The 25,589-nt window shown below is 72.5% G+C and carries 23 protein-coding genes; 16 read left to right on the top strand and 7 right to left on the bottom strand.

The genetic code is table 11. The features are described from left to right. Positions 1–128: 128 nt before the first annotated feature. Positions 129–1,151: an SGNH/GDSL hydrolase family protein gene (locus ACZ7G3_RS16490; protein WP_426596547.1), complete on the bottom strand. Its 1,023-nt coding sequence runs from the start codon at positions 1,149–1,151 to the stop codon at positions 129–131. A gap of 168 nt (positions 1,152–1,319) precedes the next feature. On the opposite strand from ACZ7G3_RS16490, the gene ACZ7G3_RS16485 reads away from it, so the two are divergent. Further along, positions 1,320–2,699: a cystathionine beta-synthase gene (locus ACZ7G3_RS16485; RefSeq protein WP_470926199.1), complete on the top strand. Its 1,380-nt coding sequence runs from the start codon at positions 1,320–1,322 to the stop codon at positions 2,697–2,699. 507 nt (positions 2,700–3,206) lie between these two features. Here ACZ7G3_RS16485 and ACZ7G3_RS16480 read toward each other — a convergent pair. Continuing rightward, positions 3,207–3,638 (bottom strand): hypothetical protein, encoded by a 432-nt coding sequence (locus ACZ7G3_RS16480; protein ID WP_470926197.1) that lies wholly within the window; start codon positions 3,636–3,638, stop codon positions 3,207–3,209. 164 nt (positions 3,639–3,802) lie between these two features. Between ACZ7G3_RS16480 and ACZ7G3_RS16475 the strand changes: the two genes are divergently transcribed. Both ACZ7G3_RS16475 and ACZ7G3_RS16470 read left to right on the top strand, forming a co-directional pair. Then, positions 3,803–4,654 (top strand): MurR/RpiR family transcriptional regulator, encoded by an 852-nt coding sequence (locus ACZ7G3_RS16475; protein WP_470926195.1) that lies wholly within the window; start codon positions 3,803–3,805, stop codon positions 4,652–4,654. A gap of 120 nt (positions 4,655–4,774) precedes the next feature. Then, on the top strand, positions 4,775–5,359 hold the full coding sequence (locus ACZ7G3_RS16470; protein WP_426596543.1) for a hypothetical protein: 585 nt from the start codon (positions 4,775–4,777) through the stop codon (positions 5,357–5,359). A gap of 362 nt (positions 5,360–5,721) precedes the next feature. Here ACZ7G3_RS16470 and ACZ7G3_RS16465 read toward each other — a convergent pair whose 3' ends face one another. Next, positions 5,722–7,071, bottom strand: coding sequence for a type III PLP-dependent enzyme domain-containing protein (locus ACZ7G3_RS16465; protein ID WP_470926454.1), 1,350 nt, complete (start codon positions 7,069–7,071; stop codon positions 5,722–5,724). Between the two features lie 267 nt (positions 7,072–7,338). Between ACZ7G3_RS16465 and hutU the strand changes: the two genes are divergently transcribed. The 5 genes from hutU to ACZ7G3_RS16440 are packed head-to-tail and all read left to right on the top strand — an operon-like array spanning position 7,339 to position 13,149. Next, positions 7,339–9,021, top strand: coding sequence for a urocanate hydratase (gene hutU / locus ACZ7G3_RS16460; protein WP_470926193.1), 1,683 nt, complete (start codon positions 7,339–7,341; stop codon positions 9,019–9,021). Further along, entirely contained in the window at positions 9,018–10,235 is a 1,218-nt protein-coding gene (locus tag ACZ7G3_RS16455; RefSeq protein ID WP_470926191.1) for an allantoate amidohydrolase, read from the top strand. Before hutU ends, ACZ7G3_RS16455 begins: the two co-directional genes overlap by 4 nt. Next, on the top strand, positions 10,232–11,581 hold the full coding sequence (locus tag ACZ7G3_RS16450) for a formimidoylglutamate deiminase (RefSeq protein ID WP_470926189.1): 1,350 nt from the start codon (positions 10,232–10,234) through the stop codon (positions 11,579–11,581). Before ACZ7G3_RS16455 ends, ACZ7G3_RS16450 begins: the two co-directional genes overlap by 4 nt. Before the next feature lie 38 nt (positions 11,582–11,619). Continuing rightward, entirely contained in the window at positions 11,620–12,795 is a 1,176-nt protein-coding gene (gene hutI, locus ACZ7G3_RS16445; RefSeq protein ID WP_426596539.1) for an imidazolonepropionase, read from the top strand. A 30-nt stretch (positions 12,796–12,825) separates the two neighbouring features. Continuing rightward, positions 12,826–13,149, top strand: a complete 324-nt coding sequence (locus tag ACZ7G3_RS16440) for a hypothetical protein (RefSeq protein ID WP_426596538.1) — start codon at positions 12,826–12,828, stop codon at positions 13,147–13,149. Between the two features lie 131 nt (positions 13,150–13,280). Here ACZ7G3_RS16440 and ACZ7G3_RS16435 read toward each other — a convergent pair whose 3' ends face one another. Continuing rightward, complete coding sequence (locus tag ACZ7G3_RS16435; protein ID WP_426596537.1) at positions 13,281–14,207, bottom strand: RNA polymerase sigma factor SigF; 927 nt, start codon at positions 14,205–14,207, stop codon at positions 13,281–13,283. A 239-nt stretch (positions 14,208–14,446) separates the two neighbouring features. On the opposite strand from ACZ7G3_RS16435, the gene ACZ7G3_RS16430 reads away from it, so the two are divergent. Then, positions 14,447–14,824, top strand: a complete 378-nt coding sequence (locus ACZ7G3_RS16430) for an STAS domain-containing protein (protein WP_426596536.1) — start codon at positions 14,447–14,449, stop codon at positions 14,822–14,824. 182 nt (positions 14,825–15,006) lie between these two features. After that, positions 15,007–15,627, top strand: coding sequence for an ATP-binding protein (locus ACZ7G3_RS16425; RefSeq protein ID WP_470926186.1), 621 nt, complete (start codon positions 15,007–15,009; stop codon positions 15,625–15,627). A 482-nt stretch (positions 15,628–16,109) separates the two neighbouring features. On the opposite strand, the gene ACZ7G3_RS16420 is transcribed toward ACZ7G3_RS16425, so the two are convergent. Further along, positions 16,110–17,606, bottom strand: coding sequence for an MFS transporter (locus ACZ7G3_RS16420; protein ID WP_426596534.1), 1,497 nt, complete (start codon positions 17,604–17,606; stop codon positions 16,110–16,112). A gap of 530 nt (positions 17,607–18,136) precedes the next feature. On the opposite strand from ACZ7G3_RS16420, the gene ACZ7G3_RS16415 reads away from it, so the two are divergent. Then, a complete protein-coding gene (locus ACZ7G3_RS16415) occupies positions 18,137–18,814 on the top strand; it encodes a response regulator transcription factor (protein ID WP_345596614.1) in 678 nt (225 codons plus the stop codon). A gap of 190 nt (positions 18,815–19,004) precedes the next feature. Next, positions 19,005–20,279 (top strand): two-component system sensor histidine kinase DraK, encoded by a 1,275-nt coding sequence (gene draK / locus ACZ7G3_RS16410; protein ID WP_426596533.1) that lies wholly within the window; start codon positions 19,005–19,007, stop codon positions 20,277–20,279. Positions 20,280–20,341: 62 nt separating this feature from the next. On the opposite strand, the gene ACZ7G3_RS16405 is transcribed toward draK, so the two are convergent. Beyond that, complete coding sequence (locus ACZ7G3_RS16405; RefSeq protein ID WP_426596532.1) at positions 20,342–20,914, bottom strand: GtrA family protein; 573 nt, start codon at positions 20,912–20,914, stop codon at positions 20,342–20,344. A 166-nt stretch (positions 20,915–21,080) separates the two neighbouring features. Between ACZ7G3_RS16405 and ACZ7G3_RS16400 the strand changes: the two genes are divergently transcribed. Genes ACZ7G3_RS16400 through ACZ7G3_RS16390 form a run of 3 tightly spaced genes read left to right on the top strand, consistent with a single transcriptional unit; the run spans position 21,081 to position 23,977 of the window. Continuing rightward, a complete protein-coding gene (locus tag ACZ7G3_RS16400) occupies positions 21,081–22,220 on the top strand; it encodes a 5-(carboxyamino)imidazole ribonucleotide synthase (protein ID WP_426596531.1) in 1,140 nt (379 codons plus the stop codon). Further along, a complete protein-coding gene (gene purE / locus ACZ7G3_RS16395; RefSeq protein ID WP_426521372.1) occupies positions 22,217–22,756 on the top strand; it encodes a 5-(carboxyamino)imidazole ribonucleotide mutase in 540 nt (179 codons plus the stop codon). Before ACZ7G3_RS16400 ends, purE begins: the two co-directional genes overlap by 4 nt. 6 nt (positions 22,757–22,762) lie before the next feature. Next, positions 22,763–23,977: a dipeptidase gene (locus ACZ7G3_RS16390; protein ID WP_470926182.1), complete on the top strand. Its 1,215-nt coding sequence runs from the start codon at positions 22,763–22,765 to the stop codon at positions 23,975–23,977. A gap of 6 nt (positions 23,978–23,983) precedes the next feature. On the opposite strand, the gene ACZ7G3_RS16385 is transcribed toward ACZ7G3_RS16390, so the two are convergent. After that, on the bottom strand, positions 23,984–25,018 hold the full coding sequence (locus tag ACZ7G3_RS16385; RefSeq protein WP_470926180.1) for an alkene reductase: 1,035 nt from the start codon (positions 25,016–25,018) through the stop codon (positions 23,984–23,986). Between the two features lie 199 nt (positions 25,019–25,217). On the opposite strand from ACZ7G3_RS16385, the gene ACZ7G3_RS16380 reads away from it, so the two are divergent. Then, positions 25,218–25,577, top strand: coding sequence for a MerR family transcriptional regulator (locus ACZ7G3_RS16380; RefSeq protein ID WP_470926452.1), 360 nt, complete (start codon positions 25,218–25,220; stop codon positions 25,575–25,577). The last annotated feature ends 12 nt before the right edge of the window (positions 25,578–25,589 follow it).

Below are 25,589 nucleotides of genomic sequence, written 5' to 3'. Positions count from 1 at the left end.
GGGTCACGGGTGCGGGGGTGTGACATGGACCGCAACTTTCTAAGCGCTTGCTTGGCTGCGGGAGCCGATGGCGGGCGTACCCGGGGGCTGCGCCCCCGGGACACCCGTCGGACTGAACGGCCCCGTCCTCACACGCCGGACGGACTGGCGGGTTCCGCCTCCGCCACCCGCCGCCGCCGACGGCGCTTGAGCAGTGCCCAAGGTCCCCGCGGCCCCGCCGGCATCGCCGCCGCGACCTCCGTGCCCGCCTCCGACGCGGCCTCGGCCGCCGCCCGGGCCACCGGCAGATAGCCCTCGCGGCGCAGCGCGTCGGGACGCTCCTCGTCGGCCGGCCACAGGCCGAGCGCGGCGCACACCGACGGCAGTACCGCCATCGCGGCCGTGGCGTACCCCTCGGCGGAGGGGTGGTAGTTGTCGGGGCCGAACAGCTCCCGCGGGTTCTGCGCGAACTCCGGGCCCAGCAGGTCCCCCAGCGACACGGTGCGCCCGCCCTGCTCCACGGCGCCGATCGTCTGCGCCGCCGCCAGCTGCCGCGAGGCCCGCCGGGCCACCCAGCGCAGCGGCTGCCGCACCCGCTCGATGGTCCCCAGGTCCGGGCAGGTGCCGACGACCACCTCCGCGCCGGCCGTACGCAGCCGCCGTACCGCCCCCGACAGGTGCCGGACCGAGCGGGTCGGCGGCATCCGGTGGGTGACGTCGTTCGCGCCGATCATGATCACGCAGATGTCGGGCGCCGGGCCGGGGTCCGCGAGCACCAGCGCCACCTGCCGGTCCAGGTCGTCCGAACACGCCCCCGGCGCCGCGACCGACCCCAGCCGCACCGGCCGCTCCGCCACCGCCGCGAGTCCCGACGCCAGCAGCGCACCCGGCGTCTGCCCGGCCCGGTGCACGCCCTGCCCGGCGGCCGTGGAGTCGCCCAGCATCATCAGCCGCAGCGGCGGCTCACCGCCCGCCGGCAGGGTGTCGCCGTACAGCCCCTCCGCGTTCGGCACCCGGTCGGGTGTGCCGACGCCCACCCGGCGCCTGGCCAGCTGCACCTCCGCCAGCAGCACCCCGACCGCGGCCGCACCGGCCAGCCCGATGCCGCCGCCGCCGTACGCCGCGCCGGCCGCGATCCGCCGGGCCACCCTCGCCCTCGACATACTCGTCATACGTCGCCGCCACCTCCTCCAACCCGTACACCCAGTGCTTGCCCCGTACGGACGGTCGCCCAATCTCAACGGGGAGTGAACGACCGTCACGGGGCACGGGCGGGCCGGCAGGCCATAGGCTGGCCGGACCGATAACGACCACACCTTTTGCAGCATCCGGAGACCACGGTGCATTTCCACGACTCGATGATCAGCCTCGTCGGCAACACCCCGCTGGTGCGGCTCAACAGCGTGACCAAGGGCGTCAGGGCGACCGTCCTGGCCAAGGTGGAGTACTTCAACCCGGGCGGCTCGGTGAAGGACCGCATCGCCCTGCGCATGATCGAGGCCGCCGAGCAGAGCGGAGCCCTGCAGCCGGGCGGCACCATCGTCGAGCCCACCAGCGGCAACACGGGCGTGGGCCTGGCGATCGTGGCCCAGCAGAAGGGCTACAAGTGCATCTTCGTCTGCCCTGACAAGGTCTCCACCGACAAGATCAACGTACTGCGCGCGTACGGCGCCGAGGTGGTCGTGTGCCCGACGGCGGTCGACCCCGAGCACCCGGACTCCTACTACAACGTCTCCGACCGGCTGGTCCGCGAGACGCCGGGCGCCTGGAAGCCGGACCAGTACTCCAACCCGCACAACCCGCTCTCCCACTACCACTCGACCGGCCCCGAGCTGTGGGAGCAGACGGAGGGGAAGATCACCCACTTCGTCGCCGGCGTGGGCACCGGAGGCACCATCTCCGGCACCGGCCGGTACCTGAAGGAGGTCAGCGACGGCGCGGTCGCGGTGGTCGGCGCCGACCCCGAGGGCTCGGTGTACTCCGGCGGCTCCGGGCGCCCCTACCTCGTCGAGGGCGTCGGTGAGGACTTCTGGCCGACGGCGTACGACCGGGACGTCGCCGACGAGATCGTCGCCGTCTCCGACAAGGACTCCTTCCAGATGACCCGCCGCCTCGCCAAGGAGGAGGGGCTGCTGGTGGGCGGCTCCTGCGGCATGGCCGTCGTCGCGGCGCTGCGCGTCGCCGAGCGGCTCGGCGAGGACGACGTGGTCGTCGTGCTCCTCCCGGACAGCGGGCGCGGCTACCTCAGCAAGATCTTCAACGACGAGTGGATGGCCGATTACGGCTTCCTGGAGGACGCCGGTTCCAGTGCGCGCGTCGCCGACGTCCTGAACCACAAGGAGGGCGGCTCCATCCCCTCCCTCGTCCACATGCACCCGGACGAGACGGTCGGCCAGGCCATCGAGGTGCTCCGCGAGTACGGCGTCTCGCAGATGCCGATCGTGAAGCCCGGCGCCGGCCACCCGGACGTGATGGCCGCCGAGGTCGTCGGCTCGGTCGTGGAACGCGAGCTGCTGGACGCGCTGTTCGCCAAGCGCGCCTTGCTGGAGGACCCGCTGGAGAAGCACATGTCGGCCCCGCTGCCGCAGGTCGGCTCCGGCGAACCGGTCGCCGACCTGATGTCGGTGCTGGGCACCGCGGACGCGGCGATCGTCCTCGTCGAGGGCAAGCCGACCGGTGTGGTGAGCCGTCAGGACCTGCTGTCCTTCCTCGCCAAGTAACGGGAGGCCGGGGGAGCCGGGGAGTCGAGAGGGCCGGGGGAGCCGAGGGAGTCGAGAGGGCCCGAGGGGAGCCGAGCGGGCGGAGGGAGGCCGACGGGGGCGCGGCAGGTCGAGGGAAGCCGCGGTGAACGCCGGGTGGACTCGCGGTCGTCCGGCCTGATCCGAGGCGCCCGGTGATCTTCGCGGACTTCGCGGAAGTGGTACGCGCGCGACACGTTCGCGCAGCACACGCTTAACACGGGCCCGGCAGAGTAGCGGTTGTCGGCAGGGCGGGAGCGGCTCCCCGTCCTGGCCGGCACCGAACGGCGCCAAGGACCTTCCGGAGCGGCTCCCGGACCTCCATGGACGCCACGGACGCGCCGCCCCGGCCGTGAGGCCCGGCACCGCGCGCGTCCCCCCGCGGGGACCGCCGTCGTCCCGCCCCCCAGTGATGGGGGTGCGGCGGTCCCCGCGCAGTCTTCCCCCGGTCGGCGCGACGTACTCCGCCCTCCCCGTGCCGCCCCGGCCTCAGTCCTCCCAGGCGTCCTCGCCGGTGCGGCGGCGCCGCCCGAAGAGAGCGGGGCTGGTCCGGGCGGCCTGGACGACGTTCACCCCGACGATGCCGGCCCAGGCCACCAGCAGCCCGGAGAGGCCGGCGACGCCGCCGCCGATCCCGGACAGCGGCACCGCGAGGACCAACGAGACGATGCCGAAGCCGAAGCGCTCGCCGAAGGAGTCCGTGGGCTTCGGCGACCGGCTGTCCCGCGCCGCGGCCATCTGCTGCTCGGCGAGCAGCCGGCGCACCCGTCGCTCGACCGTACCGTCGATGCGCTGGTCGACCTTCTCCAGGAACGAGTCGATCAGCGCGGACTCGTACTCCTTGCCGAGCTCCCTGCGGGTCTGCAGCGTGGCGTCGAGTTCCTTCTTGAGGTCGGTGTCCTGCCCGTTCGTCTCCGTCATGCCTCCCACGGTAGGCAGCCGGGGCGTCGGCGGCGCTGGGGTTAGCCCCCGTTTCCGGGCGGCGGCGCACACGACCGGCGGGCGTCGTGTCCGCCGCCGCCCCGCTGTATAACGGTATGCATAAACCGGGGACGGTGAATAGCGAGCGAGGGGGAGCACACATCATGAGCGGGAGCACCGGGACCGACGGTCCGGCCGCGCGGCTGCAGGCGCTCTTCGAGGGGCACCGGCTGACGCCGACCCAGCGGCGCATCGCGCACAGCATGGTGCGGCGCGCCGCCGACGTGCCCTTCCTGTCCAGCGTGGAGCTGGCCGAGCTGGCCGGGGTCAGCCAGCCGTCCGTGACCCGCTTCGCCGTCGCCCTCGGCTTCGACGGCTACCCGGCGCTGCGCCGGCACCTGCGCGAGGTCGCCCCCGCGGAACCGGCGGCGGACACCGGGTCCTGCAACGAGTACCAGCAGGCCGTGGAGGCCGAGATCGAGAACCTGCGCCATCTGGCGGAGGCGCTGGCCGACCCGGGGCCGGTGCGGGAGGCGGGCCGGACCCTCGCGGCCAGCCGGCCCCTGCCGGTCCTCGGGCTGCGGGCGGCGGCGGCCCAGGCGCACGGCTTCGCCTACTTCGCCGCCAAGGTCCACCCGGACGTCCGGCTCCTGGGCGAGGGCGGCACGATGCTCCACGACCGCATCGACGCCGCCGTCCGGGCCGGCGCGACGGCCCTGCTCTGCTTCGCCCTGCCCCGGCACCCGCGCGAGGTCGTCGACACCCTCACCCACGCCAAGGAGGCGGGACTCACCGTGGTGACCGTCGCCGACTCCGCCTTCGCGCCGGTCGCCAAGGTCTCCGACCTGCTGCTGCCCGCCGCCGTCGGCACCGGCCTCGCCTTCGACACCGCCTGCGCGCCGATGCTGCTCGGCCGGGTGCTGCTGGAGGCCATGTGTGACGACCTGCCGGACGCCCAGGCCCGGCTGGAGGAATTCGACACGAAGGCGGCGGCGCGGGGGCTCTTCGTGGACTGACGTGGCGCGCCGGCCCCGGCGGGCTCGTTCTCAGACTCGTCTCACCTTTTCCCGTTAACCTGCCTCGCCGCACACCCATCGGACGCACTGCGGGAAGCAGAACGGAACAGGAGGCCGGACGTGGCGCGCGGAGGACAGGGGCTGGCTCGGGTCGCCGTCGTCGTACGGGCGGGGGCGGCGCCACTGTGGTGGCTGGGCGTACTCGCGGCGGGCATCGGGGCGCTGGTGCCGGGACTGACCGGACGCCGCATCGGCGTTCTGGCCGGTGCCGCGCTGTTCATCGTCGCGACGGCCGTCGTCGCGTCCGTGCGCCGAAGGCGGTACACCGCGCTGGCCGGCCCGGCCGTCCGCGCGGGCAAGCACGACGTGCTCCAGGACCGCGCGGTGACCGTGCGCAACTGGCGCCGGGGCCACCGCTGGTGGCTGCTCCTCGCCTTCCTCGCCGCCCTGGGCAGCGCCTTCGCCGTCCCCGCGGCCGCCGGACTGCTCATGGCGGGATGCGGCGCCGGCCTGTGGCTCAAGTCCGCCTGGATCGGCCGGCGCGAACAGGCCGAGGACGCCCTCCTGTGGGTCCGCGTCGACTGGCTCGCCCGCAACGCCGGCCGTCCGGCGGGCAAGGCCGTCCGCGCCTACCGGAGCACCGGCATCGCGGCGGGCGACGCGGCCCCGGGCGGCGCACGGCGCAAGACGGCGGTGCCGGCCTGACCCGTTGACCGGGGCCGCCGGGGCGGCGCGCCGTCAGGGCGCGGCGCCGCGACATCGTGCGGCCCCGCCCGGTGGCCGCGACCGGCCGTGAGGGACCGGCCGCATGGGACCGGCCGTGAGGGACCGGCCGTGAGGGACCGGCCGCATGGGACCGGCCGTGAGGGGACTGAAGGCCACCGAGGCTCCCGGTGGATCTGGGACTGCCGAGCCTTCCGGTGGATCTGGGACTGCCGAGCCTTCCGGTGGATCTGGGACTGCCGAGCCTTCCGGTGGATCTGGGACTGCCGAGCCCTCCGGCGGAACTGGGACTGCCGAGCCTTCCGGCGGAACTGGGACTGCCGAGCCCCCCGACGGATCTGGGGCTACCGCGCCCCCCACGGCGCCGACGTCAGCGCGTCGGCGTGCGCTCCTCCCGCCTCGGCCACGATCTCCTCGATCGCCTGGGGCTCCCGCACGGTCGCGAAGAAGACCCCCTCGGGGCCGTCCACCGCGAACCCGTAGACCCCGGGCCGCGCGAGCGAGTTGTACGCGTAGTGGTGCGCGAAGTAGTACGCCCCCGTGTCCAGTGCCGCCGCATGGTCCCCCTGCTCCAGCAGCGGCAGCGCGCGCCCCACGGCCAGCAGGTCCCCCGCGAAGCACGCCGGCCCCGCCACGTCCTGCACCACGTCCGGCCCCTCCTTCGGCAGTCCCTTCCCGTCGTACGCGGCGATCCGCAGCGGCCACGCCCCCGGCGCGTACACCGTCCGCGTAGCGACCTGCACGCCCGCGTGCGTCACCGCGACCGGCCGCCCACCGGCGCTCTTGGCGTACTCCACGCGCGCCACCACGGTGCCGTGCTTGGCCAGCAGCGACCGCCCGAACTCGGTGACCAGCCCGTACCGCCCGTCGAACAGTCCCGGCACCGCCTCGCGCAGCACGCGCGCGTACTCGGCGTACGTCGGTGTCGTCTCGTCCGACGCGAAGTTCACCGGCAGCCCGCCGCCGATGTCGAGGGTGTCCACCTGCCGGCGCCCGGCCCGCTCGTTGATCTCCTCGGCGAGCCCGTACGTCGCGGCCACGCCCTCGGCCATCAGGGGCAGCGGGATGCCCTGTGACCCGGTGTGCGCGTGCAGCCGGGTCAGCCACGGCCGGTCCAGATACGCCCGCACCACCCACTCGCGCGCCCCCTCGTCGCGCAGCGCCACCCCGAACTTCGACGTCGCCGTCGCCGTCGACAGCGCCTCGATGGAACCCCCGCCGACCTGGGGGTTGACCCGGATACCGAGCGGAGAGCGGCTCGCCCCCTCGGTCATCAGACCGTCGAGGCGGGCCAGCTCCTGCGGGTTGTCCGCGTTGACGGCGATGCCCAGCGCCAGTGCCTCCCGCAGCTCGCCCGGCGTCTTGGCGGGCGAGTCCAGCACCGTCCGCTCCGGCGGCACCCCCGCCGCCCGTGCCAGCGCCAGCTCACCCGGGCTCGCGACCTCCGCGCCGATGCCCTCCTCGTGCAGCAGCCGCAGGACCGGGACCAGCGGGGTCGCCTTGACCGCGAAGGCGTGCAGCACGGGCGTCCCGGGCGCCGTCACCGCCTCGAACGCCGCCCGCAGGGCCGCCGCCGACTCCCGTATCCCGGCGACGTCCAGCAGCCCGACGATCGGAGCGTCGGGTCCGAGCAGCCCCTGCTCCACGGCCGCCCGTACCGCCCGGTCCCGCCGCGCGGCCCGCGCCGCGTCGATGACGCCCGGATCACCGTTCGTCCCCGTGCTCGTGCTCGTGCCCGTGCCCGTCCCCGTCGGCGTGCTTGTGCCGTCGCTCACGCGATCCTCCGTGTCCTCGTCCTCGTCGCCTGCCGGCCCGCCTCGATGCCTGCCCCGCACATCCAGCCAAACACCCGCGACGCGTCCGCGCCGCGACACGGACGTATTGACTAGTTCTATTCATGAGGTGAGGATATGAATATCCGCAGCAACAAACCGCCGGGAGCAAGCCACCAGGAGGCAGACATGTCCGGACCCCGTCCTGTCCGAGCGCCACGCGGTACGCAGCCGAGCGCCCTGGGCTGGCAGCAGGAGGCCGCCCTGCGGATGCTGCAGAACAACCTCGACCCCGAGGTCGCCGAACACCCCGACAAGCTCGTGGTCTACGGCGGCACCGGCAAGGCGGCCCGTGACTGGCGCTCCTTCGACGCGATGGTGCGGACGCTGCGGACCCTCAAGCAGGACGAGACGATGCTCGTCCAGTCGGGCCGCCCGGTCGGCGTCATGCAGACCCACGAGTGGGCCCCGCGCGTCCTCATCGCCAACTCCAACCTGGTCGGCGACTGGGCCAACTGGGAGGAGTTCCGCCGCCTGGAGGCCCTCGGCCTGACCATGTACGGGCAGATGACGGCCGGCTCCTGGATTTACATCGGTACCCAGGGCATCCTCCAGGGCACCTACGAGACCTTCGCCGCCGTCGCGGCGAAGAAGTTCGGCGGCACGCTGGCCGGGACCATCACCCTCACCGCCGGCCTCGGCGGCATGGGCGGCGCCCAGCCCCTCGCCGTCACCATGAACGACGGCGTCGCCCTCTGCATCGACTGCGATCCGCGCGCCATCGACCGCCGCATCGAGCACCGCTACCTCGACGTGAAGGCCGACTCCCTCGACCACGCCCTCCAGCTCGCCACCGAGGCCCGCGACCGGCGCGAGCCGCTGTCCATCGGCGTCCTCGGCAACGCCGCCGAGCTGGTCCCGCGGCTGCTCGCCATGGGCGCCCCCATCGACATCGTCACCGACCAGACCTCGGCCCACGACCCCTTGGCCTACCTGCCCACCGGTATCGCCTTCGAGGACATGGCCGACGCCGCCGCCAAGGACCCGGCCGGCTTCACCACCCGCGCCCGCGAGTCCATGGCCCGGCACGTCGAGGCCATGGTCGGCTTCCAGGACGCCGGCGCCGAGGTCTTCGACTACGGCAACTCCATCCGCGGCGAGGCCCAGCTCGCCGGATACGACCGGGCCTTCGCCTTCCCCGGCTTCGTACCGGCGTACATCCGTCCGCTCTTCTGCGAGGGCAAGGGCCCCTTCCGCTGGGCCGCTCTCTCCGGCGACCCCGCCGACATCGCCAAGACCGACAAGGCGATCCTCGACCTCTTCCCCGAGAACGAGTCCCTCGCCCGCTGGATCAAGATGGCCGGTGAGCGCGTCCACTTCCAGGGCCTGCCCGCCCGCATCTGCTGGCTCGGCTACGGCGAGCGCGACAAGGCCGGCGAGCGGTTCAACGACATGGTCGCGAGCGGCGAGCTGGCCGCGCCGGTCGTCATCGGCCGCGACCACCTCGACTGCGGCTCCGTCGCCTCCCCGTACCGCGAGACCGAGGCCATGCTCGACGGCTCCGACGCCATCGCCGACTGGCCGCTGCTCAACGCCATGGTCAACGTGGCCTCCGGCGCCTCCTGGGTCTCCCTGCACCACGGCGGCGGCGTCGGCATGGGCCGCTCCATCCACGCCGGGCAGGTCACCGTCGCCGACGGCACCGCGCTCGCCGGCGAGAAGATCCGCCGGGTCCTCACCAACGACCCCGGCATGGGCGTCATCCGGCACGTCGACGCCGGGTACGGCATCGCGGAGTCCGTGGCGGCCGAACGGGACGTGCGGGTGCCGATGCGCGAGGGGGACACGACGCGCGAGGGTGACGAAGCGTGACCTTCCACAGCATGTGGGCGGAACTGCTGCCGGTCGGACGCAGCTCCGCCACCGGCGGCTACCGCCGGCACGCCTGGACCGGCGCCGACGCCGACTGCCGGGCCTGGTTCCGGGAGCAGGCCGAAGCACGCGGGCTGGCCCATGAGACCGACCGCAACGGCAACCAGTGGGCCTGGCTCGGCGACCCCGCCGCCGGTGACGCCGTCGTCACCGGCTCCCACCTGGACTCCGTGCCCGACGGCGGCGCCTTCGACGGGCCCCTCGGCGTCGTCTCCGCCTTCGCCGCCCTCGACGAACTGCGCGGGAGGGGAGCGCACCTCACCAGACCCCTCGGCATCGTCAACTTCGGCGACGAGGAGGGCGCCCGCTTCGGCCTCGCCTGCGTCGGCTCCCGGCTCACCGCGGGCGCCCTCACCGCCGAGCAGGCCCACCGCCTCACCGACGGCGACGGCATCACGCTCCCGCAGGCCATGGAGAGCGCCGGATACGACCCGGACGCCATCGGCCCCGACCCCGAGCGGCTCGCCCGCATCGGCGCCTTCGTCGAACTCCACGTCGAACAGGGCCGCGCCCTGGACCTGTCCGGCGACCGCATCGGTATCGCCTCCGCCATCTGGCCGCACGGACGCTGGCGGTTCGACTTCCGGGGCGAGGCCAACCACGCCGGCACCACCCGGCTCGCCGACCGGCACGACCCCATGCTGTCCTACGCCGAGACCGTGCTCGCCGCCCGCCGCGAGGCCGAACTCGCCGGCGCCGTCGCCACCTTCGGCAAGATCACCGTCGAGCCCAACGGCGTCAACGCCATCCCCTCCGTCGTCCGCGGCTGGCTCGACTCCCGCGCCGCCGACCAGGCGAGCCTGGACACCGTGGTCGGCGGGGTGGAGCAGGCCGCCCGCGAGTACGCCGCCACCCACGGCGTCGACCTCGACGTCGTACGCGAGTCCTTCACCCCCGTCGTCGAGTTCGACCACGCCCTGCGCGACGAGCTTGCCCGCATCCTCGGCAACGACACGGATCTCAAGGTGCCCGTACTCGGCACCGGTGCCGGACACGACGCCGGGATCCTCTCCGACCGCATCCCGACCGCCATGCTGTTCGTGCGCAACCCCACCGGCGTCTCGCACTCCCCGGCCGAGTACGCCGCCGAGGACGACTGCGTGGCCGGGGTGAGCGCACTCGCCGACGTACTGGAAGGGCTGGCCTGCACGTGACCCCCACCGAGCGGACCCGGACGTACTGGCTGGAGCACGCCTGGCTCGGCACCCACGTCGAGCCGGGCGTCGCCGTCGACGTGCGGGACGGCCGCATCACCGCCGTCCACCAGGACACCCCCGCCCCGCCCGCCGGCGCCGAGCCCCTGCGCGGACTGACGCTCCCCGGCCTCGCCAACGCGCACAGCCACGCCTTCCACCGCGCCCTGCGCGGCACCGTCCAGGTCGGCTCCGGCACCTTCTGGACCTGGCGCGAGGTCATGTACTCCGTCGCCGACCGGCTGACCCCCGAGACGTACCTCGGCCTGGCCCGCGCGGTGTACGCCGAGATGGCCCTCGCCGGCATCACCACCGTCGGCGAGTTCCACTACGTCCACCACGCCCCCGGCGGCACCCCCTACGCCGACCCGAACGCCATGGGCGAGGCCCTGATCGAGGCCGCCGCCGAAGCCGGCATCCGCATCACCCTCCTCGACACCTGCTACCTGTCCTCCGGCTTCGGCGCGCCCCCGGACACCCACCAGCTCCGCTTCTCCGACGGGACGGCGGACGCCTGGGCACAGCGCTGTTCACTTCTCAAGGAACGGGATCACGCACGGATCGGCGCCGCGATCCACTCCGTACGGGCCGTGCCCGCCGACCAGTTGGCGACCGTGGCGCGCTGGGCCGAGGAGCGGCGGGCCCCGCTGCACGTGCACCTGTCCGAGCAGACCGCCGAGAACGACGCCTGCCACGCCGCCCACCGCCGCACCCCCGCCCGGCTCCTCGCCGACCACGGCGTGCTCGGCCCCCGCACCACCGGCGTCCACAACACCCACCTCACCGACGAGGACATCGCCCTGCTCGGCGGCAGCCGCACCGGCACCTGCATGTGCCCCACCACGGAGCGGGACCTCGCCGACGGCATCGGCCCGGCGGCCGCCCTCCAGCGGGCGGGCTCCCCGCTCTCCCTCGGCTCCGACAGCCACGCCGTCGTCGACCTGCTGGAAGAGGCGCGCGCCATGGAGCTGAACGAGCGCCTGCGCACCCGCACCCGCGGCCACTGGACCGCCGCCGCCCTGCTGCGCGCCGCCACCGCCGACGGCCACGCCGCCCTCGGCTGGGACGACGCCGGAACCATCGAGACCGGCGCCAGCGCCGACCTCACCACGGTCGCCCTCGACTCGGTCAGGACGGCGGGGCCGCTGCCCGGACTCGGCGCCGAGGCGGCCGTATTCGCCGCGACGGCAGCGGACGTACGGCACACGATCGTGGGCGGACGGCACGTCGTACGCGACGGGGCGCACACCCTCGTACCCGATGTGCCCGACGCCCTCGCACGGGCCGTCGAAGCCCTCCGCGCATGACCAACCGCCCCCGCCCCCACGAGGACGTCACGGACCCCATGAGCAGCAGCACCGTCATCACCAACATCGCCGCACTCGTCACCAACGACCCCTCCCTCGGCGACAACTCCCCCCTCGGACTGGTCCGGGACGCGGCCGTCGTCATCGACGGCGACCGCGTCGCGTGGACCGGTGAATCAAGCAAAGCACCCGCCACTGACAATCGGGTCGACGCCGGCGGCCGGGCGGTCCTCCCCGGCTTCGTCGACTCCCACTCCCACCTCCTCTTCGCGGGCGACCGCACCGAGGAGTTCAACGCCCGCATGTCCGGCCGCCCCTACAGCGCCGGCGGCATCCGCACCACCGTCGCCGCCACCCGCGCCGCGAGCGACGAAGAACTGGAGGCGGGCCTCACCCGTTACCTCGCGGAGGCCCTGCGCCAGGGCACCACGACCTTCGAGACGAAGTCCGGCTACGGCCTGACCACCGCCGACGAGTCCCGCGCCCTGCGCGTCGCCGCCCGCCACACCGACGAGGTCACCTTCCTCGGCGCCCACATCGTCGCCCCCGAACTCGCCGACGACCCCGCCGCCTACGTCGCCCTCGTCACCGGCGAGATGCTCGACGCCTGCGCCCCGCACGCCCGCTGGATCGACGTGTTCTGCGAGAAGGGCGCCTTCGACGGCGACCAGGCCCGCGCGATCCTCACCGCCGGCCGGGCCAAGGGCCTGCACCCCCGCATCCACGCCAACCAGCTCTCCTACGGCCCCGGCGTACAGCTCGCGGTCGAACTCGACGCCGCCAGCGCCGACCACTGCACCCACCTCACCGACGCCGACGTCGACGCCCTCGCGAACAGCCGCACGGTCGCCACCCTGCTCCCCGGCGCCGAGTTCTCCACCCGCGCCCAGTGGCCGGACGCCCGGCGCCTGATCGACGCCGGCGCCACGGTCGCCCTGTCCACCGACTGCAACCCCGGCTCGTCCTTCACGTCCTCCGTGCCCTTCTGCATCGCGCTCGCCGTACGGGACATGGGGATGACGCCCGACGAGGCGGTCCGGGCGGCCACCGCGGGCGGCGCGGCGGCCCTGCGCCGCGACGACATCGGCCGCCTGACCCCGGGCGCGTACGCCGACCTGACCCTCCTCGACGCCCCGAGCCACGTCCACCTGGCCTACCGGCCCGGTGTGCCGCTGGTCGCGGGCGTGTGGCGGCGGGGCGTGCGTAGGGTGTGACCAGCGTGTGAACCGGGGAGCGGGGGACGGATGGCCAAGTACTGGTGGACGCCGTTCCTGGTGAACGTGCTGCTCGGGATTCCGGGCGTCGTGCCGTTCTGGCTCGTGTGGTACCTGATGGTCAACTGGCCGCTGGCGGAACTGGGCTGGACCGTGCGCGAGCCGACGGAGAACGACGGCATGGCGCTCTGGCTGGTGATCGTCGTCCCTGTGGTGGCGCTCTTCGCGATGATCTGGTGGCTGGTCAACGCGCCGTTGCGACGCCGGACCTCCCTCGCGCCGCGCACCTTCTGGCTCCTGTGCGGGCTGGCCCCGCTGCTGCCGATGGCGGCGCTGATCGCCAACTCCCTGTGAAGGGCCGCGGCAGCCCGAAGGGGGGCGGCCCGGCTCCGGACCGCCCCCTGGAGGACAAGCGTCACGCGGTGAGCACGTCACACGGTGAGCACGTCATGCGGTGAGCACGTCACACGGTGAGTACGTGAGGACTACTCCTCGACCGTGAGTCCCTTGCGCAGCCGTACGAGGGTCCGCGACAGCAGGCGCGAGACGTGCATCTGGGAGATGCCCAGTTCCTCACCGATCTCCGACTGGGTCATCCCCGCGACGAAGCGGAGCGAGAGGATCTTCCGGTCCCGGGAGGGGAGTTCGGCGATCAGCGGCTTCAGCGACTCGACGTACTCGATGCCCTCGAGCCCGTGGTCCTCGTAGCCGATGCGGTCCGCCAGCGCGCCCTCCGCGTCGTCCTCCTCCGGCTGGGCGTCCAGCGAGGAGGCGGTGTAGGCGTTGGACGCCGCCATGCCCTCGACGACCTCGTCCTTGGACAGGCCGAGGTGCTCGGCCAGTTCGCTCACCGTCGGGGCGCGGTCCAGCCGCTGCGCGAGCTCGTCGCCGGCCTTGGCCAGGTCGAGCCGCAGCTCCTGGAGGCGGCGCGGGACGCGCACGGACCACGAGGTGTCGCGGAAGAAGCGCTTGATCTCGCCGATGATGGTCGGCATCGCGAACGTGGGGAACTCCACGCCGCGGGACGTCTCGAAGCGGTCGATCGCCTTGATCAGGCCGATCGTGCCGACCTGGATGATGTCCTCCATCGGCTCGCTGCGGGAGCGGAAACGGGAGGCGGCGAACTTGACCAGGGCGAGGTTGAGCTCGACGAGCGTGTTGCGTACGTACGCGTACTCGTGGGTGCCTTCCTCCAGCGACTCCAGCCGCTCGAAGAGGGTCTTGGACAGGACCCGGGCGTCCGCCGGAGCGACCTCGTCGTAAGCGGGGATGTCCGGAAGCCCGGCGAGTGTGCCGTCGTGGTCGACGGCCGCGTCATGGTGCTCGATGGGATCCAGATGTTCCGGAGGGAGTGTCGACGTCGCTTCTTGGGTACGCGATCCGTCGAGCCGGGGTGACATGATGTCCTCCATCGTTCTCGGCATACGGCTGCCGAAGCCAATTGCGTGCACTGCGGTGTGCGGCGCCTCCAAAGCCGGCCGTGTCGGTTTACGTGTCCTACTAGCCCTACCGGGTTTACCGAGCCCACCGCAAGTGTGTTCTGTGCGGGTATGTCCGTTTGTGTGCGGTTGTCGGGTGTCGGAGTGCGGCGGGAAGGCGTAGTGTTCGAGGGCGTCAGCAAGCAGTCACGACCTCGGGAGAGAGAAACGGCATGGACCGCGGGACGGTCGGCAGTGCCCAGTCGGGCCGGCTACTGGTGGAGGTGCGGGAAGAGGGCCCCAGTGCCGTCGTGACACCGGCGGGTGAGTTGGATCACCACACCGCCGATCTGTTGCGGGAGCCGCTGGAGGACTGTCTCGCCAAGGGATTCAACCGGCTCGTCGTCGACTGTTCGCGTCTGGAGTTCTGCGACTCCACGGGACTCAACGTCCTGCTCGGCGCGCGGTTGAAGGCGGAGGCCGCGGGGGGCGGTGTGCATCTGGTGGCCATGCGGCCCGTGGTGGCTCGCGTGTTCGAGATCACGGGGGCCGAAGCGGTCTTCACCCTCCACGACACGCTCGAGGCCGCCCTGTCCGGCGCGTCCGACTGAGCCGGCTCTTGTCCGGCCGGCGACGGGTCCCCTGCGCTCCCTGGGACAGGCGTTTTCGCCCCGTCCTGTGTTTCATGCCGAATGCAGGGGTGTCCGGGCGTCCCGGTCGGGCAGGAGACCCCCTGGAGCGACTGTGTACGACTTTGAAACGTGAACTGGTGAATCGGTGAGGTGAAGCGCTGATGAGCACCACCCGGCCCTACTCGCCGGGCGACCGTGGTCCGGAGCCCAGCGGCGCTTCCGGGGCGTCCGAGGGGGGCGTGCCCGGGACCGGGGAGTCCGAGGGTGGCGTGCCCGCGGGGCAGGCTGCCGTGATCGGGCAGTCCGTGCCCCCGGAGCCGTCCGCGGCCGCGGACGCGACGTCGTCCGGGTCCGCGCCCGCCGGTGGCGGAGGGCGACAGGTCCGCAAGCTGAGCTTCGACGGCCAGAGCGGGGTGGTACCGCTCGCTCGTGACTTCACCCGCCAGGCGCTGTACGCGTGGCGCTGGCTGCCCTCGGCCACCGCGGACCAGCGGGCCGCCGCCGAGGACGTACTGCTCGTGGTGTCCGAGCTGGTCACCAACGCCTGTCTGCATGCCGAGGGGCCGGACGAGCTGTGGATCACCTGTGAGAAGAAGGTGATCCGGCTGGAGGTCTCCGACCGGGGTACGGGGCAGCCGTCGCCGCGCACCCCACACCGCGCCGGACGCCCCGGCGGGCACGGCATGTTCATCGTGCAGCGGCTGTGCCTGGACTGGGGTGTGGTGCGTACGCCGGGGGTCGCGGGCAAGCGGGTGTGGGCCGAGCTGGGGGCGCCGGCGTAGGCGGTGGCCTGCGGCGCGGTGGCCTGCGGCGCTCTTCCGGGTTTTTTCCCACCCACCCACCCGTCTCGGTCGGCCGAGGGGTGGGCGCCCCTGGGGCTCCGCCCCGGACCCCGGACTCCTGGGCTCCGCCCGGATCCCCTTAGTGGGGCACCGCGTCTCCTGTACCTCTTGCTCCTGGGCTGCGCCCAGAGACCCTGGGCGCGGGGGACTGCGTCCCTGTACCTCTTGCTCCTGGGATCCGCCCCCAGACGCCCTGGGCGGGCACTGGTCCCCCGTACCCCTTGCTCCCGGGCTCCGCCCGCTCACTCAGCGGGGAACGGGGCTCCGCCTCGTCACCCAGCGGGCACTGCGTCCCCGCTCCCTCGCGAGCCCGCCTTCTTGGTCCACGGCACTCGGACGCCCCCGAAAACGCCCGGAGGGCCACCGCATCCACCGGGATGCGATGACCCTCCGTAGGCAGGAACCGCCAGGCCGGGCCGGTCTCAGCGGACGTCGCCCATGAGTTCCTTGACGCGCTTGCGGTACATCCACACCGCGACACCGGCGACCACGGCGAGCGTGGCTTCCGCGGCCACGATGCCGGTCTTGTTCAGGTCGACGCCGGCGATGGAGAGCAGGCCGGTCGTGGCGTCACCGGCGGTGACGGCCAGGAACCAGACGCCCATCATCTGCGAGGCGTACTTCACGGGCGCCATTTTCGTGGTGACCGACAGGCCGACCGGGGAGAGCATCAGCTCACCGCAGGTCTGGACGAAGTAGATCGCCACCAGCCACAGCGCGGCCGCCTTGTGGCCGCCGTCCGCGATGGCCAGCGGGGCCAGGAAGAGGAAGAAGGACGCGCCGACCAGGACCAGGCCGAACGAGAACTTCACGATCGTGCTCGGCTCCTTGCCGCGGCGGGCGAGCGCCAGCCACACCGTGGCGAAGACCGGGGCCAGGGCCATGATGATGACCGGGTTGACCGACTGGAACCAGGAGACCGGGAACTCCCAGCCGAGGACGCTGGTGTCGGTCGAGGAGTCGGCGAAGATCGCCAGGGTCGAACCGCCCTGGTCGTAGATCATCCAGAAGACGGCCGCGGCGACGAAGAACCAGATGTACGCGGACATCTTCGACTGCTCGGCGCGGTCCAGGTCCTTGTCCCGCTTGATGCGGGTCAGCACGAGCACCGGGATGATCACGCCGAGCAGGGTCAGCGGGACCAGGATCCAGTTCAGGGTGTAGACGCCGGAGAAGCCGACGATCGCGTAGAAGACGACGGCGAGGGCGGCCCAGAACGCGGCCTTGCGCAGGGTGGAGGTCTTCTCCGCGGCCGACAGGGGCTTCGGGGTCACGCTGGAGTGCGGCGCCAGGTGGCGGCTGCCGAGCAGGAACTGGATCACGCCCAGGCCCATGCCGACCGCGGCCAGCGCGAAGCCCAGGTGCCAGTTGACGTTCTCACCGATGGTGCCGATGATCAGCGGCGCGGCGAAGGCACCGAGGTTGATGCCCATGTAGAAGACGGTGAAGCCACCGTCGCGGCGCGGATCGTCGGGGCCGCTGTAGAGCTGGCCGACCATCGTGGAGATGTTGGCCTTCAGCAGACCCGAGCCGATGGCGACCAGGCCGAGACCCGCGAAGAAGGTGCCGGAGGTCGGCAGCGCCAGCGTGAGGTGGCCGAGCATGATCACGCCACCGGCGACGGCGACGGTCTTGCGGGGACCCCAGACACGGTCGCCGAACCAGCCGCCCGGCATCGTGAGCAGGTACACCAGCGAGAGGTACACCGAGTAGATCGCGGTCGCGGTGCCGGCGTTCATGCCGAGACCGCCGGGGGCCACCAGGTACAGCGGGAGCAGAGCCCTCATGCCGTAGTAGGAGAAACGCTCCCACATCTCGGTCATGAAAAGAGTGGCCAGTCCGCGGGGGTGGCCGAAGAAGGTCTTCTCGGATCCGGGGGTGCCCGGAGAGACCGAGTCCTTCGTCAGGCTGGACGCCATGGTCGATCCTTGCTTTTCGGGACGCGCTCATGAGGCGATGCGCGCCCGGTGGGGGGCGGCCGGCACCGGCGGCCTTCACCCGTCCACCCCACGCCTGAGGGATTCCGCTCCGGGTCACGGAGCAGTGGACGGCGGCCACCGGGATCCACGCCTGCGCGCACGTCGTTGCGCGCGTTGAGGCCCGGCCACAGGTCATTCCTTTCAAGGCCGGCCGTGGGGGCCGGCCCGCACACAAAAGAGACCTTCAGCGTCGAACTGTCGCCAAAGGTCCTCTGAGTGCTACAGGCGCTGATTCACCATACGGCAGGACACCGCCCGGTATGGAAGGACTTGAGACGCGGATCACAGGTGATAACGGAACCGCGAACGATCTTTCGAAGGTCTGTTACAGGATGGCACCCCACGGCCGCAGGTTCGTACCGGGGGTCGGCCGGGCCGGTCCCGCGCCGGGTGTCCGGCTTGTCCGTGGGCGGGAGGCCCTCGGGCCGATCACCCCCCGGGCGCTGCTCCGAGCGGACTACCATCAGCTCATGACCCGTGTACTGCTCGCCGAGGACGACGCGTCCATCTCGGAGCCGCTGGCCCGCGCACTGCGCCGGGAAGGGTACGAGGTCGAGGTGCGTGAGGACGGCCCCACCGCGCTCGACGCCGGCCTGCAGGGCGGCATCGACCTGGTCGTGCTGGACCTGGGCCTGCCGGGCATGGACGGGCTGGAGGTCGCCCGCCGGCTGCGGTCCGAGGGCCACGCCGTGCCGATCCTGATCCTGACCGCGCGCGCCGACGAGGTGGACACCGTGGTCGGTCTGGACGCGGGCGCCGACGACTACGTCACCAAGCCCTTCCGTCTCGCCGAGCTGCTCGCCCGGGTCCGCGCCCTGCTGCGGCGGGGCTCCGTCGAGCCCCCGCAGCCGCCCGCGACGCACGGCGTGCGCATCGACGTCGAGTCCCACCGGGCCTGGATGGGCGAGGAGGAGCTCCAGCTCACCGCCAAGGAGTTCGACCTGCTGCGGGTGCTGGTGCGCGACGCCGGCCGGGTCGTCACCCGCGACCAGCTGATGCGCGAGGTCTGGGACACCACCTGGTGGTCGTCGACCAAGACCCTCGACATGCACATCTCCTGGCTCCGCAAGAAGCTGGGGGACGACGCGGCGAACCCCCGCTACATCGCCACCGTGCGCGGCGTGGGCTTCCGTTTCGAGAAGAACTGAGCCGGCGCCCGCACACGGGAACCGGACCGCCGCCAAGGACCGGACCGCCGCCAAGAACAGAACCGCCGCCAAGAACAGAACCGCGCCAAGGACTGGACCGCCGCCAAGAACAGAACCGCCGCGTACGACTGAGCCGCCGCGAAGAACCGAACCGCCGAGAAGATCTCAGGGTCCGCCCGGGTAAGAGGACATGCGCCGCCGACTGATCCAGTCCACGCTCGCCGTGGTGCTCGTCGTGATCGCCGTTTTCGGCGTCTCCCTCGTGATCGTCGAGACCCGGACGATCAGCAGCTCCGCCCAGGAGCGGGTCGACCTGGAGGCGGTGCGGCTGGCCAGCATCGTGGACAGCCGGCTGCTCGGCACCGGATCGGTCGACGCCAAGTTCCTGCGGGAGCAGGTCCGGGACGCCCGGTACGCGGAGATCCGGATCCCCGGCAAGCCGGTCATCGAGGTCGGCAGCCGGCCGACCGGTGAGGTCATCCGCGGCAAGGCCACCGGCGAGGAGGGCGAGACGGTCCTCGTCGAGGAGCCGAGTTCCTCGGTGACCCGTGAGGTCGGCCGGACCCTGCTGATCATCGGACTGGTGGCGCTGCTCGCGGTGGTCGCCGCGGTGCTGCTGGCGATCCGGCAGGCCAACCGCCTCGCCTCCCCGCTCACCGACCTCGCGGAGACCGCCGAACGCCTCGGCTCCGGCGACCCGCGCCCCCGCCACAAGCGCTACGGCGTCCCCGAGCTGGACCGCGTCGCGGACGTGCTGGACTCCTCCGCCGAGCGCATCGCCCGGATGCTCACCGCCGAGCGCCGGCTGGCCGCCGACGCCTCCCACCAGCTGCGCACGCCGCTGACCGCGCTGTCGATGCGGCTGGAGGAGATCACCCTCACCGACGACCCGGAGACGGTGAAGGAGGAGGCGACGATCGCGTTGTCGCAGGTGGAGCGGTTGACGGACGTCGTGGACCGGCTGCTGACGAACTCCCGGGACCCGCGCAGCGGCTCCGCCGTCACCTTCGAGCTGGACGACGTCATCCAGCAGCAGATCGACGAGTGGCGCCCCGCCTACCGCAGCGAGGGGCGGGCGATCGTCAGCTCCGGCAAGCGGCATCTGACGGCCGTGGGCACCCCGGGCGCCGTGGCGCAGGTGCTGGCCGCGCTGATCGAGAACTCCCTGATGCACGGCGGCGGCACGGTGGCCCTGCGGACCCGGGTGACCGGCAACCAGGCGGTGGTCGAGGTCACCGACGAGGGGGTCGGCGTCCCGGGCGACCTGGGGGCGCGGATCTTCGAGCGCGCGATCAGCGGGCGGAACTCCACGGGCATCGGCCTGGCCGTCGCCCGAGACCTCGCCGAGGCCGACGGCGGCCGGCTGGAGCTCCTCCAGGGCCGCCCCCCGGTGTTCGGCCTGTTCCTGTCGCGCACGCAGCCGTCGAAGAAGTCGTCCGGTGACTCAGGGGAGACGGTGCGCTAGAAGGGCAGCCAGGCAGCCAGGCAGGCAGCCAGGCCAGGCCCCGGTCCCGGCCGCTGCCGCGGTCAGCGGTGTGCCGCGGGGGTGCCGTCCGAGGTGCGTACCGCCGTGGGCTGCTCGTGCTCCAGGGAGGTCTCCGTCCGCGTCACCGGCTCATGGTCCGGCAGTGCGCGGAAGACCCAGCTGCGGTACGACCAGAAGCGGAACAGCGTGCCGATGCCGATGCCGAGGAACTTGAAGATGTTGCTCTGCAGCGGGCTGTCCCAGCCGAAGCCGTACGTCGCCGTGTAGAGCACGCCGTTCTCGATCACCAGCCCGACCGCGCTGAACAGCAGGAACAGCGACATCTCGCGGGTCCGGCGGCTCTTGTCGCGGTCCCGGTACGTGAAGTAGCGGAAACCCAGGTAGTTGAAGACGATCGCGACGACGGTCGCGAGGATGCTGGCCCGCACCACGTGGAGGTCGGTGACGTGCCGTATCAGGTTGAAGGCGAGGAGGTTGACGAGAACCCCCGCGCCGCCCACCGCGCCGAACTTCACGACCTCACGGACCAGCCGTTCGATCCGCTCCCGCACCGCGCCGCGGGTCGCCGGGGGCGTCGGGGGAGCCGTATGAGCACCCGAGGAACCATGTCCCATGGTTGTGCAGGCCCCCGTCCATCGGTTGGCGTCAATCCGTTCATGCTAACCACCCGGACGCGCGATCTTCCTGCGGACGGATGCCGGGGCGACGGGAAAGGGGGCCCCGGCCCCGGGGAAACGGCCGGTAAACAGGTGGGCCCCGCGCGGCCGATACGCTAGGGGTGTGACGTTCCCGGTAGTCGGCATGGTCGGCGGTGGCCAGCTCGCTCGTATGACACACGAGTCGGGCATCCCGCTGGGCATCAGGTTCAAGCTTCTCAGTGACACTCCTCAGGACTCTGCGGCGCAGGTCGTGAACGAAGTCGTCGTCGGCGACTATCGCGACCTGGACACGTTGCGCGAGTTCGCGCGCGGCTGTGACGTGATCACTTTCGATCACGAGCACGTGCCGACCGAGCACCTCAGGGCCCTGGAGGCGGACGGCATCCCCGTGCGCCCCGGACCCGACGCGCTCGTGCACGCCCAGGACAAGGGCGTGATGCGCGCGAAGCTCGACGCGATCGGCGTGCCCTGCCCGCGGCACCGGATCGTGCGCGATCCGGCCGACGTGGCCGCCTTCGCCGCCGAGGGCGACGGCTTCCCGGTCGTCCTCAAGACGGTCCGCGGCGGGTACGACGGCAAGGGCGTGTGGGTCGTGGACTCCGCGGAGGAGGCCGCCGAGCCCTTCCGGGCCGGTGTCCCCGTGCTGGCGGAGGAGAAGGTGGACTTCGTCCGCGAACTCGCCGCCAACGTGGTCCGCTCCCCGCACGGCCAGGCGGTGGCCTACCCCGTCGTCGAGTCGCAGCAGGTCAAGGGCGTCTGCGACACGGTGATCGCGCCCGCCCCCGACCTCGACGAGGACCTCGCCCTGCGGGCCGAGGAGATGGCGCTCAGCATCGCCAAGGAACTGGACGTCGTCGGGCACCTCGCCGTCGAGCTGTTCCAGACCCGCGACGGCCGCATCCTCGTCAACGAACTGGCGATGCGACCGCACAACTCCGGCCACTGGACGATGGACGGCGCGATCACCTCGCAGTTCGCCAACCACGTCCGCGCCGTCCTCGACCTCCCCCTCGGCGACCCGCGCCCGCGCGCCCCGTGGACGGTCATGGTCAACGTCCTCGGCGGCGACTACCCGGACATGTACTCCGCGTACCTGCACTGCATGGCCCGCGACCCCCAGCTCAAGATCCACATGTACGGCAAGGACGTGAAGCCCGGCCGCAAGGTCGGGCACGTCAACACCTACGGCGACGACCTGGACGACGTGCTGGAGCGCGCCCGTCACGCTGCCGGCTACCTGAGAGGGACGATCACCGAATGAGCCAGGCCAGCCCGGTCAGTCCGGTCGTGGGCATCGTCATGGGGTCGGACTCCGACTGGCCCGTCATGGAGGCCGCCGCCAAGGCGCTCGACGAGTTCGAGATCGCCTACGAGGTCGACGTCGTCTCCGCGCACCGCATGCCGCACGAGATGATCGCTTACGGCGAGCAGGCCGCCGGCCGCGGACTGAAGGCGATCATCGCCGGTGCCGGGGGCGCCGCCCACCTGCCCGGCATGCTCGCCTCCGTCACCCCGCTGCCCGTCATCGGCGTACCGGTGCCGCTGAAGTACCTCGACGGCATGGACAGCCTCCTGTCCATCGTGCAGATGCCGGCCGGTGTGCCCGTCGCCACCGTCTCCGTCGGCGGCGCCCGCAACGCCGGACTGCTGGCCGCGCGGATGCTCGCCGCCCACGACGAGGAGCTGCTGGCCCGCATGCGCGAGTTCCAGCAGGACCTCAACGACCAGGCCACCGAGAAGGGCAAGCGGCTGCGCACCAAGGTCGAGGGGTCGGCGGCCTTCGGATTCGGGAAGTAGAGGCCCATGACCTCTACCGACTCACCGGCTTCACCGGATTCGTCAGCCGCACTGGACCGCGCCCGTGAGCTGCTGCGCGAGTTCCCCGTCGCCGACGGCCACAACGACCTGCCCTGGGCGCTGCGCGAGCAGGTCCGCTACGACCTCGACGCCCGTGACATCGCCGCCGACCAGTCCGCCCACCTGCACACCGACCTCGCCCGGCTGCGGGCCGGCGGCGTCGGCGCGCAGTACTGGTCGGTGTACGTCCGCTCGGACCTGCCCGGCGCGGTCACGGCGACGCTGGAGCAGATCGACTGCGTACGGCAGCTCATCGACCGCCACCCGGGCGAGCTGCGGGCCGCGCTGACCGCAGCCGACATGGAGGCCGCGCGTGCCGAGGGCCGCATCGCCTCGCTGATGGGCGCCGAGGGCGGCCACTCCATCGACAACTCGCTCGCCACGCTCCGCGCGCTGTACGCGCTCGGCGTGCGCTACCTGACCCTCACCCACAACGACAACGTGGCGTGGGCGGACTCGGCGACCGACGAGCCCGGCGTGGGCGGCCTGTCGGCCTTTGGCCGCGAGGTCGTGCGGGAGATGAACCGCGAGGGCATGCTGGTCGACCTCTCGCACGTCGCCGCGACGACGATGCGGGACGCGCTGGACACCTCCACCGCGCCGGTGATCTTCTCGCACTCCTCCGCGCGGGCCGTGTGCGACCACCCGCGCAACATCCCCGACGACGTGCTGGAACGCCTGCCCGCCAACGGCGGCGTGGCGATGGTGACGTTCGTGCCGAAGTTCGTGCTCCAGGCGGCCGTGGACTGGACGGCCGAGGCCGACGAGAACATGCGCGCGCACGGCTTCCACCACCTCGACTCCAGCCCCGAGGCGATGAAGGTCCACGCCGCCTTCGAGGAGCGTGTCCCGCGCCCGGTCGCCACCGTCTCCACGGTCGCCGACCACCTCGACCACATGCGCGAGGTCGCGGGCGTCGACCACCTCGGCATCGGCGGCGACTACGACGGCACGCCCTTCACCCCGGACGGTCTCGGCGACGTCGCCGGCTACCCGAACCTGATCGCCGAACTGCTCGACCGCGGCTGGTCCCGGGCCGACCTGGCCAAGCTCACCTGGAAGAACGCGGTCCGGGTGCTGGGCGCCGCCGAGGACGTGGCCCGGGGACTCCGGGCGACGCGGGCCCCGTCCAACGCCACACTGGAGGACCTGGACGGCTGAGCCGTCTCAAGCCGTCTCCGTTCCGGAGGCTTCGAGGGCGGGGTAGTCGGTGTATCCGGTCGCCCCGCCCACGTACATCAGGTACCGGTCCCGCACCGGGTTCAGCGGCGCGCCCAGCCGCAGCCGGGCCACCAGGTCGGGGTTGGCGAGGAACGGCCGGCCCAGGGCGACCAGGTCGGCCCCGGCGGCCAGCACCCGCTCGGAGGCGCGGCGCACGGCGTCCGTGGACAGCTCGTCCCCCAGCACCGGGTTGGCGATCAGCACCCCCGGCCAGCCGGCGCGGATCCTCCCGAACACCGGGGCGTCCGGGTCGGCGTGGACCAGGTGCAGATACGCGAGCCCGAGACCGCCGAGCCGCTCGGTGAGCGCCGGGTAGATCTCCTCGGTCTCGCCCTCCGCGATGCCGTTGACGGTGTTGCCGGGGGAGACCCGCAGCCCCACCCGCTCGGCGCCGATCTCGGCGGCCACCGCCTCGACCACCTCGACCGTGAAGCGGATCCGCGCGGCGACGGATCCGCCGTAGCCGTCGGTGCGGCGGTTGGTGTTGGCGGCCAGGAACTGGTGCAGGAGGTGGCCGTTGGCGGAGTGCACCTCCACGCCCTCGAACCCGGCGTCGAGGGCGTTGCGGGCGGCCTTCGCGAAGTCGGCGACGGTGGCGCGGATGTCCTCCTCGGTCAGCTCCCTCGGGACGACGGCGGGGCGGTGCCCCTGAGGCGTGAAGACCGTCTCGGGGAGCGGCACCGGCGACGGCGCGACGGGCGTCAGCCCGCTGGTCGCGGGATGGCCGACCCGGCCGCCGTGCTGGAGCTGCAGGAACATCCGCCCGCCCGCCTCCCGCACGGCCTCGGTGACCTGCCGCCAGCCCGCCACGTGCCGCGGGCTGTGGACGGCGGTGATGTTCGGGTACGTCTGCCCGACCGCGTTCGGCGTCGCCGCCTCGGCGATGATCAGCCCCGCGGAGGCGCGCTGGGCGTAGTACGTGGCCATGAGCGGCGTCGGGGTGCCGTCGGCCTCGGCGCGGTTGCGGGTGAGCGGGGCCATCACGAGGCGGTTGGGGAGGGTGAGCGGGCCGAGGGGAGCGGAGGCGAGGAGATCCGTTGTGTTCGACGTGCCCGTACGGTAGAACCTGACACCCGTGTCAGAAACAAGTCCCGGCGGGCCGTCAGGTCGAGGCAGGCCGTCAAGTCCCGTCAGGCCGTCAAGTCCCGTCATGTCCCGTCAGGTCCCGGAGGCGACCCGTATGCGGATCGGTGAACTCGCCCGGCGCACGGGCGTCAGCGAACGCTCGCTGCGCTACTACGAGAAGCAGGGGCTGCTCGCGCCCGCCGAGCGTACGCCCGGCGGCCACCGCGAGTACGCCGAGGCAGCCGTCGACCGGGTCGTCCGGATCCAGGAGCTGTACGCGGCCGGGCTGTGCAGCAGCAAGATCGCACAGCTCCTGCCCTGCATGCGGGACGGGGACGGCGGCCCGTCGGCCGTCGCCACGCCGAAGCTGGTCGCCGACCTCACCGCCGAACGCGCCCGCATCGACCGGACCATCGCCGACCTGCTCCGTTCCCGGGACACCCTGGACGAGGTGATCGACGCGGCCCGGGGCTGACCGTCTACTCCG

Source organism: Streptomyces sp. NPDC037271, assembly GCF_055603605.1.
Note: the sequence above shows the minus strand (reverse complement) of the source record. Positions and strands in the feature narration are given on the sequence as shown.

Coding starts and splice junctions, on each gene's coding strand:
- hutI (WP_426596539.1), top strand. CDS start 11,620: ATGAGCAGCAGCACCGTCATCACCAACATCGCCGCACTCGTCACCAAC.
- ACZ7G3_RS16480 (WP_470926197.1), bottom strand. CDS start 3,638: ATGACGGAGACGAACGGGCAGGACACCGACCTCAAGAAGGAACTCGAC.
- ACZ7G3_RS16415 (WP_345596614.1), top strand. CDS start 18,137: ATGACCCGTGTACTGCTCGCCGAGGACGACGCGTCCATCTCGGAGCCG.
- hutU (WP_470926193.1), top strand. CDS start 7,339: ATGTCCGGACCCCGTCCTGTCCGAGCGCCACGCGGTACGCAGCCGAGC.
- ACZ7G3_RS16385 (WP_470926180.1), bottom strand. CDS start 25,018: ATGGCCCCGCTCACCCGCAACCGCGCCGAGGCCGACGGCACCCCGACG.
- ACZ7G3_RS16490 (WP_426596547.1), bottom strand. CDS start 1,151: ATGACGAGTATGTCGAGGGCGAGGGTGGCCCGGCGGATCGCGGCCGGC.
- ACZ7G3_RS16475 (WP_470926195.1), top strand. CDS start 3,803: ATGAGCGGGAGCACCGGGACCGACGGTCCGGCCGCGCGGCTGCAGGCG.
- ACZ7G3_RS16380 (WP_470926452.1), top strand. CDS start 25,218: ATGCGGATCGGTGAACTCGCCCGGCGCACGGGCGTCAGCGAACGCTCG.
- ACZ7G3_RS16430 (WP_426596536.1), top strand. CDS start 14,447: ATGGACCGCGGGACGGTCGGCAGTGCCCAGTCGGGCCGGCTACTGGTG.
- purE (WP_426521372.1), top strand. CDS start 22,217: ATGAGCCAGGCCAGCCCGGTCAGTCCGGTCGTGGGCATCGTCATGGGG.
- ACZ7G3_RS16390 (WP_470926182.1), top strand. CDS start 22,763: ATGACCTCTACCGACTCACCGGCTTCACCGGATTCGTCAGCCGCACTG.
- ACZ7G3_RS16440 (WP_426596538.1), top strand. CDS start 12,826: ATGGCCAAGTACTGGTGGACGCCGTTCCTGGTGAACGTGCTGCTCGGG.
- ACZ7G3_RS16405 (WP_426596532.1), bottom strand. CDS start 20,914: ATGGGACATGGTTCCTCGGGTGCTCATACGGCTCCCCCGACGCCCCCG.
- ACZ7G3_RS16435 (WP_426596537.1), bottom strand. CDS start 14,207: ATGGAGGACATCATGTCACCCCGGCTCGACGGATCGCGTACCCAAGAA.
- draK (WP_426596533.1), top strand. CDS start 19,005: ATGCGCCGCCGACTGATCCAGTCCACGCTCGCCGTGGTGCTCGTCGTG.
- ACZ7G3_RS16425 (WP_470926186.1), top strand. CDS start 15,007: ATGAGCACCACCCGGCCCTACTCGCCGGGCGACCGTGGTCCGGAGCCC.
- ACZ7G3_RS16420 (WP_426596534.1), bottom strand. CDS start 17,606: ATGGCGTCCAGCCTGACGAAGGACTCGGTCTCTCCGGGCACCCCCGGA.